Origin of the sequence: Halorubrum distributum JCM 10118 (assembly GCF_000337335.1) — an archaeon.
In the GTDB taxonomy this organism is placed as follows: domain Archaea; phylum Halobacteriota; class Halobacteria; order Halobacteriales; family Haloferacaceae; genus Halorubrum; species Halorubrum distributum.
In genome coordinates this window covers 1-14,326 of sequence record NZ_AOJN01000032.1, presented here as the reverse complement: position 1 = coordinate 14,326, position 14,326 = coordinate 1, and the positions used below count along the sequence as shown (strand labels likewise).

Genomic DNA, 14,326 nt, shown 5'->3' with positions numbered 1-14,326 from the left:
TGGGGGTCGCAGGGTGGCGTATGCGATTCGACCGCTCCGACGCCGTCTTCTGTCACGTCACCTCGCTGCCGGGGGCGTACGGGATCGGCGACCTCGGCGAGGGCGCGCGCGAGTTCCTCTCGTTCCTCGGCGACGCCGGCGTCGACCACTGGCAGATCTGTCCGATCGGGCCGACCATCTCCGCGGCCGGTGAGTCGCCGTACCAGTCGCCGTCGGCGTTCGCCGGCAACCCGCTGTTCGTCGACCCCGAGGGGCTCGTCGACGACAGCTGGCTCGACGAGGGGGACCTCGAACCCGTGCCCGAGTTCCCGACCAGCCGCGTCGACTACGACGCGGTCCGCGAGTACAAGCTCCCGCTGTTACGGACCGCGTTCGACCGGTTCGAGGAGCGGGCGGGCGACGACGACCGCGCGGCGCTCGACGAGTTCCGCGAGCGCGAGCCGTGGCTCGCCGACTACGCGCTGTTCCGGGCGCTCTCCGACGCGCGCCCGGAGGACGTCTGGACCGAGTGGCCGGCGCCGCTGCGGACGCGCGACCCCGAGGCGCTGGCCGACGCGCGCGAGGAACACGCTCGCGAGGTCCGGTTCCGCGAGTTCGTCCAGTGGACGTTCGACCGCCAGTGGCGCGACCTGCGCGCGGTCGCGGCCGATGAAGGGGTGTCGATCGTCGGCGACGTGCCGATCTACGTCGCGCTCGACTCCGCGGACGTGTGGGCGAGCCCGGAGGCGTTCCGGCTCGACGAGGGGAACCGGCCGACCGCGGTCGCCGGCGTCCCGCCGAACGCCGGTGACAGTGGACAGCGCTGGGGGAACCCGCTGTACGACTGGGAGCACCTCGCCGAGACCGGGTACGACTGGTGGCTCGACCGCTTCCGCCGGCTGTTCGACCTCGCGGACGTGGCGCGGCTCGACCACTTCCTCGGGTTCGTCACCTACTGGGCGATCCCGGCCGACAGCGACGACCCCGCGGCCGGCGAGTGGCGCGACGGGCCGGGGCGCGACCTCTTCGAGACGGTCGAGCGCGAGCTCGGCCAGGCCCCCTTCATCGCCGAGGACCTCGGCTTCGAGGAGCCGGCGATGGACGAGCTGATGGCCGAGTTCGGCTTCCCCGGCATGCGCGTCCCGCAGTACGCGGACTGGTGCGCGGAGGGGAACGAGTACCAGCCGATGCACTACGGCGAGGGGGTCGTCGGCTACACCTCGACGCACGACACGGACACGTGGGCCGGCTACTTCGAGGACCTCCCGGACGAGCAGCGCGACTGCTTCCGGTACAACGTCGGGTCCGACCCCGACGAGCCGAGCGAGTGGGCGATCATCGACGCGGTGTGGGGCTCGGACGCCATCCTCGCGGTGACGACGCTCCAGGACCTGCTCGGGCTCGGCAGCGACGCGCGGTTCAACGAGCCCGGCACCCTCGACGGCAACTGGGAGTGGCGAGTCGACCGCGACGCGCTCGACGACGAAATCGCGGACCGGCTGTGGGAACTGGGCGGGAAACACGTGCGCTGAGCCGTGACGGGAGCCCTCCCCGACGCGCCGGTCGTCAACGTCTTGGTGATCGTCGCCGCGACCGGGTTCATCTGGCTCGGGAGCGGCTGGTTAGAGGAGGCCGCCGAGGCGCTCTCCGGGTACTACGGGCTCCCGGCCGTGGTCCAGGGCTCGGTCGTCGTCGCGGTCGGGTCGAGCTTCCCGGAGCTCGTGAGCGTGCTGGTCACCGCCCTCACCGGCGTCTTCGACATGGGCGTGGGCGCGTTGGTCGGGTCGGCCATCTTCAACGTCCTCGTTATCCCGGCCGCGTCGGGACTGAGCGGCGACAGCGATCTGGAGGCCAACCGGGCGATCGTGTACAAGGAGGCGCAGTTCTACATGCTCGCGGTGTCGGCGCTGGTCGTGACGTTCGCGCTCGCGGTCATCTACTTCCCCGTGTCGACGGATCCGATCGTCGGGACGATGCCGCGCTCGCTCGCGGTCATCCCGCTCGGGCTGTACGGACTGTACCTCTTCATCCAGTATCAGGACGTCGACGACGCGGGGATCGAGCGCGTTCGCGACGGGGTCGATATCCCCCGCGAGTGGGGCAAACTGGCGGCCGGGCTCGGGCTCATCGTCGTCACCGTCGAGCGGCTCGTCGCGTCGGTCGAATCGCTCGGCGCCACGTTCGGGATCCCAGAGTTCCTCGCCGGCGTCACGGTCGTCGCCGCGGCGACGAGCCTGCCGGACGCGCTGGTGAGCGTCCGGACCGCGCGCGAGAACCGTGGGACGACGAGCCTCGGGAACGTCCTCGGGTCGAACACCTTCGACCTGCTCGTCGCGATCCCGCTCGGCGTCCTTATCGTCGGCGAGGTCGCCGTCAACTTCTCGACGGCGGTACCGATGCTCGGCGTGTTGACCGTCGCGACCGTCCTGCTGTTCGTGACGCTCCGGACGAGCCTCGCGCTCGACGAGCACGAGTCGTATGCGCTGCTCGCGGCCTACGGGCTGTTCGTCGCGTGGGTCGTCGCCGAGAGCGTCGGAGCGACGAGCGTGCTCAGGGGCGTGTGAGGCCCGTCGCGGTCGTCGGTCGGTCTCGGGCACCGGTCGCCGGACGGCCGCGACACCGCCTGTCGGCTGTACGACGAGGGGTCAGTAGGAGTTCCGGCCGATGATGAGGTACAGCAACAGACCGAGAATCGGCGCGAAGAACACCACGAGCGCCCAGAGGACGGGCGGGTGGTCGCTGCGTGACTCCGCGTCCGAGTAGGTCCACACGATCATCGCGAGGTGGACGACGAGGAACACGAGGCTGATCAGGAGAGCGATCCCGGCGGCCGCGCCTTGGAGGAGCAACGGGGACATGCCGCCCGATATCAGCACGCCCTCCGACAAGTGTTTTCGGATCCGCACCGGGCGCTCGGCGAAACCGCTTTTCGCGTCGAGTGCGAACGTGTCGCATGGTTAACGCGGTGCGCGCGGTCGGCGCCGCGGGCGAGTGTCTCGGCGGCGTTCTGCTCGCTGTGTCGGCGGCCGCCGACGCCGAGGTGCGGACCGTTCCGCTCGCGGTCGGCTTCGCGGCCGGCTTCCTCTACCGCCACGCGCGAGCGGTCGCAGGCTGTCGGCGGTTCCGGAGCGGGCCGGGACGGGGGCTCGGGATCGCGCTGGCGTGGACGGCAATCGGCGTCGCTGTCGACCGATCCGTCGACGGTCCGGCGGCGAGACGCGCGTTCGCGGCCGGACTCGGACTGGGGTCGGCCGGCTACTGGCTCGCGTGGCGTGGAGAGCGATCGGCGCGAGTCGGGGGCTGACCTGACCCACGCGGGAGCCCCGGGGGAGACCGAACCGTTTTGATCCCGCGGCGCCCGGTGCCGGTATGACGCTCCCAGTCGACGCGGACCGGCTCCGCGCGGACATCGAGGCGAACGCGGCGTTCGGTCGGGTCGAGACGGACGACCCCGAGGCGCACGCGCGAACGAATCGGACGGGGACCGAGGCCAATCGGCGGGCGAGGGACCGGCTGGTGGAGCGCCTCCGCGACGCCGGCCTCGACGTGACGGTCGACGCCGTCGGGAACGTCCTCGGGACGTGGACGCCGGCGAGCGCCGACCCGGACGCAGAGCCGGTCGTCTCGGGGAGCCACCTCGACAGCGTTCCCGAGGGGGGAATCTTCGACGGTCCGCTCGGCGTCTACGCGGCGCTGGAGGCGGTGCGCGCGATGCGCGACGAGGGGTTCGAGCCCGAGCGCCCGGTCGGCGTCGTCAGTTTCACCGAAGAGGAGGGGGGCACGTTCGGCGACGGACTGCTGGGCTCGTCCGTCGCGACCGGCGAGCTAGCGCTCGACGAGGCGCTCGCGCTGTCGAATGCCGACGGGGAGACGCTGGGCGAGGCGCTCGACCGGATCGGCTACCGCGGCGGGAGCGCGGTCGACGCCGCCACGCCGACCGACGCCGACGGCGACCCTGCGACGCTCGATCCCGCGTCGTGGGCGGCGTTCTACGAGCTCCACGTCGAGCAGGACACGAAACTGGAGGCGGCGGGCGCGGCGGCCGGCGTCGTGACGACGATCACCGGGATCACCCACTGCGAGGCGATCGTCGAAGGCGAGGCGAACCACGCGGGCGCGACCGCGATGGACGAACGGACGGACGCGCTCGCGGCCGCGAGCGAGTTCGTGCTTGACGTCGAGGCCGCCGCGAACGAGGTCGTGACGTCGTCGTCGCCCTCGGCGGTCGGCACGGTCGGGTCGCTGTCGGTCGAGCCGAACGCGACGAACGTGGTTCCCGGACGCGTCGAGGCCGGCGTGGACATTCGCGACGTCGAGGTCGCGTCGATGGAGGCGATCGTCGACGCCGCGCGCGACTCGCTGGCCCGGCTCGAGCGCGAGCGAGGCATCGAGACCGAGTTCGAGCGTCCGTTCAACGTGGCGCCGACGCCAATGAGTGACCGCCTCCGCGATGCCGCCCACGCCGCCGCCGACGCGGCCGGGCGCGAGGCGATCGACCTCCACTCCGGCGCCGCCCACGACGCGATGCGGGTCGCGCGCGTCACGGACGCGTCGCTACTTTTCGCTCCCTCACGGGACGGGATCTCGCACAACCCCCGCGAGTGGACCGACTGGGGGGACTGCGCCGGCGCGACGGAGGTTCTCTCGGGGGCGCTCGCGCGCGTGGCGGACGGCGAGTGAGGGTCGCTCGCGCAGGTGGCATCGAACTCCGTGACGGCACAACCGTTTTGGCGGTCGGCCGCGAGCGACGAGCGTGAGACGTCCGCTCGGACTCGCGTCGCTCGCCGTGGGACTGCTGGCGGGGGTCGCCGGAACGATCGCCGGCACGACCGACGCGCTCGCGAACTGGCCGCCGATCGGCGGGTATCCCGCGGCGACCGTCGTGGGACGGACGCTGCTCGTCGTCGCCGTCGCGGGGCTCGTGTACGGGAGCTACCTGCTCGCGGTCCGGGTGCTGACGCGGGCGGCCAACAAGCGACGCGCGCACAACGTCCGGAACCTGCTGCGGCTGGCGTTCGGCGTCGTCGGGACGGTGGCGACGCTCGCGGTGGCGACGGAGAACTGGCTCGGCCTCCTCTTCTCGCTCGGCGTCATCGGGTTCGCGATCACCTTCGCGCTCCAGCAGCCGCTCCTGTCGCTGATCGCGTGGGTGTACATCGCCGTCAAGCAGCCGTTCGGCGTCGGCGACCGAGTCAAGATCGACGACGCGAAGGGCGACGTGATCGGGGTCGACTTCCTGGTGACGACGCTGTGGGAGATCAACGGCGAACTGGTGACGACGAACCAGCCCTCCGGGCGGGTGGTCACCGTCCCGAACAGCGTCGTCCTCTCGTCGAACGTCGTCAACTTCGGCGGGGGCGGGTCGCCGTACGTCTGGAACGAGGTGTCCGTTCAGGTCGCGTACGAGACCGACCTGCCGTTCGCGCGTTCGGTGATGGTCGAGGAGGCGACCGACCTGATCGGCCGGGACATGGCCGAGGGAATCGCCGCCTACCGCGAGGCGCTCGCGGAGACGCCCGTCGAGCTGGAGGTCCACGACGGCCCGACGGTCAACGTCCGGCAGGAGGAGTCGTGGGTCGAGCTCCGCGTCCGGTACCTCACCCACCCGAGGCGGGGGCAGCGCGTGAAGAACCGGCTGTACGAGCGGATCTTGGAGCGGTTCAACGACAACCCGGACCGCGTGGCGTTCCCGGTGAGTCGGAGCCGATAGGTCGTCAGCGGCGGTGTCCTCGACACGGGGACGAGTGCGGTCACGAGCCGGACTCACCACTCCGGCTCGATCCGGGAGTGAAGTATATATGCGCTCGTCCGTCTCGGTCGCCGGACGGCACTCCGTCTCGGAGGAGGCGGATCCGTGGCCGTTTTCGGCGGTTGTGACCGCAAAACGCCTCTCGTGGGTTTTTCGATGACCAGATCCGCGCCCGATATAATAGATACATTTATATACTCACACGACTAACTATACGTTAACAGACTGGCGATTGCGGACCTCGCTGTATTTTCGTCGGGGGATCGTCGGAGCCACACCCATGACAGAGACAAACACCTACAGCGACGGCGGAACGGAACGAGAGCGACTCGCGGACCCGGCCCACGCGCCCGCGAGCGGCGAGCGCACGCGAACGAAGGCGGACGCGGAGAAGTCGGCGGACGTCGAGGAGCGCTCGGAGGACGAGCGCGAGCGGGTCACGACCTGCCCCGAGTGCGACGGCCGACTCGCGACGGACACGGAACACGGCGAGACCGTCTGCAGCGACTGCGGGCTGGTCGTCGAGGAGGACTCGGTCGACCGCGGGCCGGAGTGGCGCGCGTTCAACTCGGGCGAGCGGGACAGCAAGTCGCGCGTCGGGGCCCCGACGACGAACATGATGCACGACAAGGGGCTCTCGACGAACATCGGCTGGCAGGACAAAGACGNGTCGGGGCCCCGACGACGAACATGATGCACGACAAGGGGCTCTCGACGAACATCGGCTGGCAGGACAAAGACGCCTACGGCAAGTCGCTCTCGGGGCGACAGCGGCGCCGGATGCAGCGGCTGCGCACGTGGAACGAGCGGTTCCGCACCCGCGACTCCAAGGAGCGTAACCTCAAGCAGGCGCTCGGCGAGATCGACCGCATGGCCAGCGCCCTCGGCCTCCCGGACAACGTCCGCGAGACCGCCTCCGTCATCTACCGCCGCGCGCTNGCGCTCGGCGAGATCGACCGCATGGCCAGCGCCCTCGGCCTCCCGGACAACGTCCGCGAGACCGCCTCCGTCATCTACCGCCGCGCGCTGAGCGAGAACCTCCTGCCCGGCCGCTCCATCGAGGGCGTCGCGACCGCGGCGCTGTACGCCGCAGCCCGGCAGGTGGGGAACCCCCGAAGCCTCGACGAGTTCACGGCGGTCTCTCGGGTGGAGAAGATGGAGCTCACCCGGACGTACCGCTACGTCGTCCGCGAGCTCGGCCTGCGCGTCCAGCCCGCGGACCCGACGAGCTACGTCCCGCGGTTCGTCTCGCGGCTCGACCTCTCGGAGGAGACCGAGCGGCGCGCCCGCGAACTGCTCGAGGACGCCGCGAACGCGGGGATCACGAGCGGCAAGTCGCCGGTCGGGCTCGCCGCCGCCGCCGTTTACGCCGCGGCACTGCTGTCGAACGAGAAGGTGACCCAGAGCGAAGTGTCCGACGTCGCCGACGTCTCTGAGGTCACCATTCGGAACCGATACAAGGAGCTGCTCGAAGCGAGCGGAACCGTGAGCGCCTGACGCGCCGCCACGCACCGATTCGATCCGGGCAGTGGACGGCGGCGGTCCCCGCCCCGGCGGGCGGCTCTCCGTCGGCACCTACGTTTTTAACGCGGCCGGCTGTACAGGGTGACATGGTTGACGCGTTCGTCAGACTCGTCTGTCCGGAGTGCGACAAGGAGTGGCAGGACAATCCCGCCGATCTTCAGGATCTTCGGTCTAACTTCAGCTGTCCGGCGTGTCACGCGACGCGTCGCCTGACCGAGTTCATGCGAACGGAACGCGACCTCGAGGCCGTCAAGCAGTTCCAGTGACGCGCGGCGGAGCCGGCCGCCGCCGAACCGACCACGGGCCGCCCTCCCGATCGAGAACGCACTGACTGCGCAGTGACGGCTCTCGGTCGCCTCGCGCGTCGCCGCGAACGTCCGAAAACGATCCTGATCGATCTATCGAGAACCCACTTCTCCGCCCCGCTACTCGCGAAATACGCGAATGGTATGGTAACGTGACTCAAGATAATAATATAAACCTCCGGTAGCAAAGGACTGGTACTCATGAAGAAGCAGGAGCTCATCCATCTTCACGGTCTCCTCGCGGAGGTACGAAAACAGTGCGAGTTCTGGGACGACGACGTTGACCTCGAAGCCTACGAGGAACTGGGTGTGAAGCCGACATCGATTCACAAGTCGAAGACCGACCACAAAGCGGCCGTTTTCAAGCTGACAGAGGGAATCACCGAGCCGATGGAGTCGTCCGAATCGGAGCCGCTGGCCCCGACGGCCGACTGAGACGTCTACTGCGCGCTGCTCCTCGCTGACCGCACAATCGACGACCAGCGCCGCGGCCGCCGCTCAGTATCCGGCGTCTTCTCCGGCGCCGTCTCCGGCGTCGCTCCCGACGCCGTCCGACTCGGATATCCCCTCCGGGGCGCCGGATTCCTCCGTGCGGTCGCTCACTTCTGAATCTATCTCGGTGACAGAAAGCACCTTCAGCGGAATGTTGCGGAGGCGCTTCCCGATCTCCTTGCGCGCGACGCGGCTGGCGTGTTCGCCGCGGTCGACGTTGAACACGTCCATCTGAAGCTCCAAGGCGACGAGCGCCTCGTCGGCCGCGACGAACGCCGGGTCGAGCCGCTCGCCGCTTGGCGACGTCCGCGTCCCGGTGTCGATCTCGACGTAGTTGAGATCCGGGTTGAGCATCTCGCCCGTCTTCGAGATGGCGATCCGGACCGCCTCGTCGGCGGTTTCCACGTCGTACACCGGGACCGCGGCCTCGACGACGACTCGACAGTCCATCACGCGCGAAGGTACCACGCGAACAAGTATCAAACTTCGGCCGCGACGGGCCGTCGAGGCCCGAGGCGGCCGGCTCTCGGGGATCGCTCCGGTCCCCGTCACTGCCCGATCACTCGCCGCCGGCGCGGAGGTAGTAGAACACGTACGTCTGCGCGTAGCCGGCGAACTCGCCCCCGAACCGCTCGCGGATCGCCCGGGAGGTCTCGGCGTAGCTTCCGCGGTCGCAGTCGGGGTAGTACTCCTCGACGGTGGTGCGGATCCAGGTATCGAGCGGCACCGCTTCGAGGAAACCCAGCGAGAACAGCAGCACGCAGTCCGCGACCTTGTCCCCGACGCCGACGAACCGCGTGAGCGACTCGCGGGCCTCCTCGTAGGGGAGGTCGGCCGCCTCGAGCGGGTCGGCCTCGCCGCTCGCGACCATCTCCGCGGTCCGCCGGACGTACGGCGCGCGGTAGCCCAGAGAGAGGTCGCGGAGTTCGTCCTCGGTGCGCGCGGCCAACTGCCCAGGCGTCGGGAAGGCCTGATACGTCTCGTCGCCGAGCGCGACGGCGTCGCCGTACGTCTCCCGGAGCCGTCGCTGCATCCCGTGGATGCGGGCGACCCGCATCTGCGCCGAGCAGATGAACGAGATCAGACAGGGGAAGACGGGATCGCGGGTCAGCCGCATCCCCTCGTAGGCGTCGTACGCGCGCTCCAAGAGCGGGAGGTCCGGCGTGGCGTCCAGGATGGCGTCGAGATCGTCGTCGAGTCGGAGGAGGTGTGTCAACAGCGGCTCGGCATCCGTCGACGCCTCCCAGCGGAGCGTCCCGTCGTGGACGCCGCCCTCCTGTCGGACCCGGACCGCGACGCGATCCTCGGTCACGCCGGGGATCGGGTCGACGACCGTCTCGTACCACGCGTCGCCGCCATGCGCGTGGAGCTCGTCGTACGTCTCGCCGTCCGCGCGGTTCCAGAGGTAGCTCTGTCCGCTCTCGAGGGTCGCCTGTAGGTCGAACGGTCCAGCCAGGTCGCCGACGTCGATCGCCCCGCGTTCCATCGTCTTCGGTCAGGGCGCGCGCGGACATGCGGGTTTCGGTCCCCGAACCGCCGCCGAGGACGGGTTTTTGTCCGCGCGACTCCTACCTGAGGTATGCCGACGTACAGGCGGACGACTCGGGTGCCGGCCCCGATCGAAGACGTGTGGGCGTTTCACTCCACGGTCGACGGACTGCGAGAACTCACGCCGGACTGGATGCGGCTCCGCATCGACGGCGTCACGGGGCCCGACGGCTCGCCCGACCCCGAGGTCCTCGTCGCCGGTTCGGAGATAGAGATGTCGATGCGCCCGTTCGGGGCGGGGCCGCGACAGCGGTGGACCTCGCGGATCGTCGAGCGCGAGCCCGACGGGACGACGCAGCCCGAGCGCTCCGCTCGCTTCGTCGACGAGATGGAAGGCGGCCCGTTCCGGCGGTGGGAACACACCCACGCGTTCTACGCCGACGGCGACGAGACCCTCCTCGTCGACACGGTCGCCTATCGGCTGCCGCTCGGTCCGCTCGGCGACGCGGTCGGACCGATGGCGAAGGTCGGATTCGAGGGGATGTTCCGCGACCGGCATCGCCGGACGGTCGAGCGGTTCACCGAAAACTGACGGCGCGGCGGCGACGTGCGCGGTGCCGGACAGCTACGAGGAGGGGTGCGGTGCCGGACCGCTACGGCGACGCGAGCCGCGTCGCGTCCGCGCCGAACGTGAGTTCGAAGACGGCGCCGTCGTCGTTTCGGGCCTCGATGTCCCACTCGTGCGCGTCGACGATCCGGTCGACGATCGCCAGTCCGATCCCGGAGCTGTCGGCCGACGAGACGCCCGATTCGAACACCGTATCGGCGAGTTCGACCGGGATCCCGGGTCCGTCGTCCGCGACGTACATCCCGCCGACGCTGCCGTCAGCGGTGATCGGGCCGACCTCTATCGACACCTCCGGGCCGCCGTGGTCGATCGCGTTCCGGAAGAGGTTCTCCAGCGCCTGCCGGAGCCGACCCGGGTCGGCCTCGACGCGACCGACCTCGCCGGCGATTGTGAGCGTCGCGTCGGGCGCGCGCACCGACCCCCACGCCTCCTCCGCGACAGCCGCGATCGGGACCGGTTCAGTCTCGCCGATCGTCTCGCCTCGCCGCGCGAGCATGAGCAGGTCGTCGATCAGGGTCTCCATGCGGTCGACCGCGCCGCTCATCGCGTCGTACCGCGAGGGAGCGAGTTCGTCTTCGGAGAGCGACAGGTAACCCGAGATCACGTTCAGGGGGTTCCGCAGGTCGTGTGAGACGACCGCGCTGAACTGTTCCAGCTGTTCCGCCTGTCGGCGGAGCGCCTTCCTGCGGTCGTTGCGCGCGATCGTGTGCGCGATCAGGTCGCCGAGGGTGCGGTATAGGTCGACCTCGTCGTCCGTCCAGGCGCGGGGGTCGGTGGACTCGAACGCGACGATCCCGCTCAGCTCCCAGTCGACGACGAGCGGGACGTGAACCGTCGCCGGCGATTCCGCGACCCGGACTGCGTCGCCTTCACGGTCCGCATTCCCGGCAGGGACGGATCCTCGCGCGACGTTGCCGAACGTCGACAGCTTTTCCGGGTCCGGGAACGCCTCGAACGGCCTTGGTTTCGGCTCGGACCCGTCGGGACACCAGCCGTACGCGGGGACGAACTGCCCGTCCTCCTCCCGGTAACAGACGATCCGATCGAGCTCGGCGTGTTCGCCGACGTTCTCCATCGTCCACTCTATCTTCGTCCCGACCTCGTCGGTGCGGGTGCTCATCAGCGTCGTTCCGGCGTCGAGCAACACCTCGGAGAGGCGGGCGACGTCGTCGTTGCCGAGCCGGACGCGGTCGGGGTCCAGTCGGCTCGCGAGCCGTTCAGCGAGCGGGTGGGACGCGTCGATCTCGTCCGGGTCGGACTCCCAGTCGTCCGCGTCGACGGCGTCGTCCACACCGGCCGCTAACAGGGATCGGACGGTCGCCGTCGTCGCGTCCTCGACGAGCGCGATCACCGGCACGTTCGACGGGAGCGCCGCGAGCCGCTCCGTCACCCGATCCTCGGTCGCGGCCGCGGCGGTGATGACGACGCCGCACGTCTCGTTCAGCGGATCCTCACCGTCGCTGTCGTCGTCCAGGTCCGTCGGGACGAACGTGCGGAGTTCCGGTCCCCTCGGGCCGCCCCAGACGGCGTCGACCGCGCGGGACACGCGTTCGCTCGCGCTCGGGTCCTCGCCCACGAACGCGACCACCGTTCGCCGGTCCATACACGGTTCACTCGTTCGGGTGGCTTCAACGTTCACCCCTAAATATCGGCGCTGAAAACGCTACGTCCGAGCCGCCGTCGCTGTGACGTAGATCCCGACGAGGACGACGCACCCGCCCGCGATCGTTACCGCCGTCGGCGTCTCCGACAGCAAGGCGAACGCGAGCAGCGTCGCACCGACCGGTTCGCCGAGCAGCGAAACGGAGACAACGCTCGACTCGAGATGCGCGAGCGCCCAGTTGAGGACGGTGTGACCGAGCAGTCCAGGCCCGACCGCGAGCCCGGCGAACAGGAGCCACTCCCGAGCGGGATATCCCGTGAGGGGGTGTCCCGCGGCGAAGACGAACGCGAGCAGAACGACCACGCAGACGCCGTACACGACGGTGACGTACGGGATCAGCGAAATCCGCTGCCGAAGCGAGCGACCGGCCAGCACGTAGCCCGCGGCGGCGACGGCGCCCGCGAGCGCCAGGGCGTTGCCGTACAGCGGCCGGGGACCGACCGCCACGCCACCGAGGAAGTCGCCGAGCGACATCGACGCCATCCCGCCGACGGCGACCGCGATGCCCGCCGCCATCCGACGCGTGACGCGTTCACGCAATAGCAGCCACGCGCCGATCGAGACGAACACCGGCTGCGCCTGAACGAGCGTTACGCTCGCGGCGACGCTCGTCCACCGGAGGCTCTCGAACCAGGCCGCGAAGTGGACCGCGAGCGCGATCCCGGACAGCACCGCGAACGCGAGGTCGCGAGACCGGATCCGCGCGAACTCCCCGCGATACCGCCACGCCGCTACCGCGGTCAGCGGCAGGGTCGTGAACAGCACTCGGTAGAACGCGGCGACCGAGCTCGGCGCGTCGCTCACGCGGACGAGGATCGCGCCCGCGCTCACCGCGACGACCGCGGCCGCCAGCCCCGCCTTCGGCGACACCGCCGGCTTCGAGCTCATCGGATCTCGTGGTCGTTCGAGCGGGGGGCGCTTACGGGTTTCGAGAGCCGACCCGTCGGTACGGCGAGGTAGCCCGCTCGCTCTCCCCTGACGGACGACGCCGACGGAGATTTCACACCCCGGCGCGAACCACCGCTCATGTGTGCGGACACGTTCGGCGTCGGCATCCGCGTCGCCGAAACGGAGCTCCGAGTCGTCGTCGGCGTCCCTTCCGATATCGACGCCGGGTGGACCGACCCCGAGGCGTTCCAGTCCCTCGTCGCGGAGGCCGTGTGGGAGCGACTCGACCGCCGCCCGACCCTTGAGGCCGTCGCTGCGCGGTACGAAACCGGTGAGACCGCTGCCCTCGGGAGCGTGACGCTCGAACCTGACGGCACCGTGGTCGAGACCGACCTCAACCGCGTCGCGGCGTCCGACGGTTGGGACGCTACGCACGACTGACGAACCGCGTCAGAGCAGGGCCCGTTTCACTCCTCAGAGACGTACGCTTCGAGCGCGGCACCGACCGCCAACGTCCGCTCCGGCCGGTACGCGGTGAGGTCATATCGGGTCGGTCCCACAGTGTCTCCCCACGTCTCCAGCGCGCCGAGCGTGACCAGTCCCGACAGCGTCGCACCCAGCGTCCGCGGCGTCGTCTCCGGGTCGGTCAGTGCGGCGTGGACCTGTTTCGACTGCGGGTAGTTGCGGTCGCACGTCTCGATGCCGCGCTTGGCCTCGACCCAGTGACGACGGACGTATCCGAAGGTCGTGGGGTCGTCGCGAGAGAGCCGTTCGACCGCCGCCGTCGCGTCCGCGTCGGCACCGACGACGGCGTCGACGCGACCGCCGACGCGCGACAGCAACTCTGCGGACCCCTCGAAGGAACATCCGATCGCGACCCGGTTCGCTCGGTCACCGAACCGTCCGAGGAGCCGGTCCGCGAACGCGACGGCGGCGTCGACGCCATCCCGAGCGGCGACCGGCGCGACGTCGTCGATTACCACGTCGACCGTTCCCGAGGGGACCCCGTCGAGGTGATCGTCGACGGCGTCGAGAACCCGTTCGCTCCCGGCGTCGCGGCCGAGCACGGTGTACGCGAGCCCGTTGTTCGGTACCACCTGCGTCGACGCGGTGGCCCCGCTCCGAGCGATACCGTTCACGTCAACGACCGCCTCCCGCGTCGGCGGCCCCGCCGGCCTTCGCTCCCATCCGCTCCGCCACGCCTCGACATTGGTTCCGAACAACACGGAGACGACACGGTCCGAGGCGACTCCGTCGCGAACCGACGGCTGGCCGCCACAGAACAGTCGTCCCGCGTCGTTCGATCTATCCACGATACGTTGGGTTCATCGACAAAAGTGATAAACTTACGGATGGAACTATTAGTACTGATACGCTATCCGGCGAGACGATCAGTCGAGCGCGGTGAATCGTCCGTCCGTGGGCGCCTTCCGAGACATCGAACCAGTAGCTTCGACTACAACCGGTTGCGGAACACGCAACCGAGACCGCCGGCCGACAGTCGGTGAAAACGAGCGAATCGCGAGCGTGTGGGTCGCTGGATATGAAAAAAGCCCACGGACGCTGCGTCCGTGGGCTTGGTGGGATTGTTCCCGTATGAGTGGGTAGGC

Annotated in this window: 15 protein-coding genes and 1 pseudogene; 10 read left to right on the top strand and 6 right to left on the bottom strand. The window is 69.7% G+C overall.

The features are described from left to right. Positions 1-20 precede the first annotated feature (20 nt). Both malQ and C466_RS05610 read left to right on the top strand, forming a co-directional pair. Complete coding sequence (malQ, locus tag C466_RS05615) at positions 21-1,511, top strand: 4-alpha-glucanotransferase (RefSeq protein ID WP_004598538.1); 1,491 nt, start codon at positions 21-23, stop codon at positions 1,509-1,511. Between the two features lie 3 nt (positions 1,512-1,514). Further along, complete coding sequence (locus C466_RS05610) at positions 1,515-2,543, top strand: sodium:calcium antiporter (protein ID WP_004598536.1); 1,029 nt, start codon at positions 1,515-1,517, stop codon at positions 2,541-2,543. Positions 2,544-2,624: 81 nt separating this feature from the next. On the opposite strand, the gene C466_RS05605 is transcribed toward C466_RS05610, so the two are convergent. Beyond that, positions 2,625-2,837, bottom strand: coding sequence for a PLDc N-terminal domain-containing protein (locus C466_RS05605; protein WP_049897417.1), 213 nt, complete (start codon positions 2,835-2,837; stop codon positions 2,625-2,627). A gap of 95 nt (positions 2,838-2,932) precedes the next feature. On the opposite strand from C466_RS05605, the gene C466_RS05600 reads away from it, so the two are divergent. From C466_RS05600 to C466_RS05570, 6 genes and pseudogenes are all read left to right on the top strand, one after another. Then, positions 2,933-3,283, top strand: a complete 351-nt coding sequence (locus C466_RS05600) for a hypothetical protein (protein WP_004598529.1) — start codon at positions 2,933-2,935, stop codon at positions 3,281-3,283. A gap of 65 nt (positions 3,284-3,348) precedes the next feature. Continuing rightward, entirely contained in the window at positions 3,349-4,659 is a 1,311-nt protein-coding gene (locus tag C466_RS05595) for a Zn-dependent hydrolase (RefSeq protein WP_004598528.1), read from the top strand. Between the two features lie 73 nt (positions 4,660-4,732). After that, positions 4,733-5,689, top strand: a complete 957-nt coding sequence (locus tag C466_RS05590) for a mechanosensitive ion channel family protein (protein ID WP_004598527.1) — start codon at positions 4,733-4,735, stop codon at positions 5,687-5,689. A gap of 319 nt (positions 5,690-6,008) precedes the next feature. Beyond that, positions 6,009-7,225, top strand: a pseudogene (locus tag C466_RS05580) (transcription initiation factor IIB). 113 nt (positions 7,226-7,338) lie between these two features. After that, positions 7,339-7,518 carry a DUF7836 family putative zinc-binding protein gene (locus tag C466_RS05575; protein WP_004598524.1) on the top strand — a complete coding sequence of 60 codons (180 nt, stop codon included), beginning with the start codon at positions 7,339-7,341 and terminating at the stop codon, positions 7,516-7,518. A gap of 240 nt (positions 7,519-7,758) precedes the next feature. Then, positions 7,759-7,992, top strand: coding sequence for a UPF0058 family protein (locus C466_RS05570; RefSeq protein ID WP_004598519.1), 234 nt, complete (start codon positions 7,759-7,761; stop codon positions 7,990-7,992). A 63-nt stretch (positions 7,993-8,055) separates the two neighbouring features. Here the strand turns inward: C466_RS05570 and C466_RS05565 are convergent, their stop codons facing one another. Continuing rightward, the gene (locus tag C466_RS05565; protein WP_004598518.1) at positions 8,056-8,499 is read right to left on the bottom strand and encodes a DUF555 domain-containing protein; all 444 of its coding nucleotides are present in this window, start codon (positions 8,497-8,499) and stop codon (positions 8,056-8,058) included. A 109-nt stretch (positions 8,500-8,608) separates the two neighbouring features. Then, positions 8,609-9,535 (bottom strand): DNA-3-methyladenine glycosylase family protein, encoded by a 927-nt coding sequence (locus C466_RS05560; protein ID WP_004598517.1) that lies wholly within the window; start codon positions 9,533-9,535, stop codon positions 8,609-8,611. Positions 9,536-9,628: 93 nt separating this feature from the next. Here C466_RS05560 and C466_RS05555 point away from each other — a divergent pair, with 93 nt between their 5' ends. Next, positions 9,629-10,129, top strand: coding sequence for an SRPBCC family protein (locus C466_RS05555; protein WP_049908404.1), 501 nt, complete (start codon positions 9,629-9,631; stop codon positions 10,127-10,129). A 61-nt stretch (positions 10,130-10,190) separates the two neighbouring features. On the opposite strand, the gene C466_RS05550 is transcribed toward C466_RS05555, so the two are convergent. After that, entirely contained in the window at positions 10,191-11,768 is a 1,578-nt protein-coding gene (locus tag C466_RS05550) for an ATP-binding protein (protein WP_004598515.1), read from the bottom strand. Between the two features lie 60 nt (positions 11,769-11,828). Then, a complete protein-coding gene (locus C466_RS05545; RefSeq protein WP_004598514.1) occupies positions 11,829-12,716 on the bottom strand; it encodes a DMT family transporter in 888 nt (295 codons plus the stop codon). A gap of 138 nt (positions 12,717-12,854) precedes the next feature. Between C466_RS05545 and C466_RS05540 the strand changes: the two genes are divergently transcribed. Continuing rightward, the gene (locus tag C466_RS05540; RefSeq protein WP_004598513.1) at positions 12,855-13,157 is read left to right on the top strand and encodes a hypothetical protein; all 303 of its coding nucleotides are present in this window, start codon (positions 12,855-12,857) and stop codon (positions 13,155-13,157) included. Between the two features lie 26 nt (positions 13,158-13,183). On the opposite strand, the gene C466_RS05535 is transcribed toward C466_RS05540, so the two are convergent. Further along, positions 13,184-14,029 carry a hypothetical protein gene (locus tag C466_RS05535; RefSeq protein WP_239641186.1) on the bottom strand — a complete coding sequence of 282 codons (846 nt, stop codon included), beginning with the start codon at positions 14,027-14,029 and terminating at the stop codon, positions 13,184-13,186. Positions 14,030-14,326 lie beyond the last annotated feature (297 nt).

Coding starts and splice junctions, on each gene's coding strand:
- malQ (WP_004598538.1), top strand. CDS start 21: ATGCGATTCGACCGCTCCGACGCCGTCTTCTGTCACGTCACCTCGCTG.
- C466_RS05605 (WP_049897417.1), bottom strand. CDS start 2,837: ATGTCCCCGTTGCTCCTCCAAGGCGCGGCCGCCGGGATCGCTCTCCTG.
- C466_RS05600 (WP_004598529.1), top strand. CDS start 2,933: ATGGTTAACGCGGTGCGCGCGGTCGGCGCCGCGGGCGAGTGTCTCGGC.
- C466_RS05595 (WP_004598528.1), top strand. CDS start 3,349: ATGACGCTCCCAGTCGACGCGGACCGGCTCCGCGCGGACATCGAGGCG.
- C466_RS05575 (WP_004598524.1), top strand. CDS start 7,339: ATGGTTGACGCGTTCGTCAGACTCGTCTGTCCGGAGTGCGACAAGGAG.
- C466_RS05570 (WP_004598519.1), top strand. CDS start 7,759: ATGAAGAAGCAGGAGCTCATCCATCTTCACGGTCTCCTCGCGGAGGTA.
- C466_RS05565 (WP_004598518.1), bottom strand. CDS start 8,499: ATGGACTGTCGAGTCGTCGTCGAGGCCGCGGTCCCGGTGTACGACGTG.
- C466_RS05560 (WP_004598517.1), bottom strand. CDS start 9,535: ATGGAACGCGGGGCGATCGACGTCGGCGACCTGGCTGGACCGTTCGAC.
- C466_RS05555 (WP_049908404.1), top strand. CDS start 9,629: ATGCCGACGTACAGGCGGACGACTCGGGTGCCGGCCCCGATCGAAGAC.
- C466_RS05550 (WP_004598515.1), bottom strand. CDS start 11,768: ATGGACCGGCGAACGGTGGTCGCGTTCGTGGGCGAGGACCCGAGCGCG.
- C466_RS05545 (WP_004598514.1), bottom strand. CDS start 12,716: ATGAGCTCGAAGCCGGCGGTGTCGCCGAAGGCGGGGCTGGCGGCCGCG.
- C466_RS05540 (WP_004598513.1), top strand. CDS start 12,855: ATGTGTGCGGACACGTTCGGCGTCGGCATCCGCGTCGCCGAAACGGAG.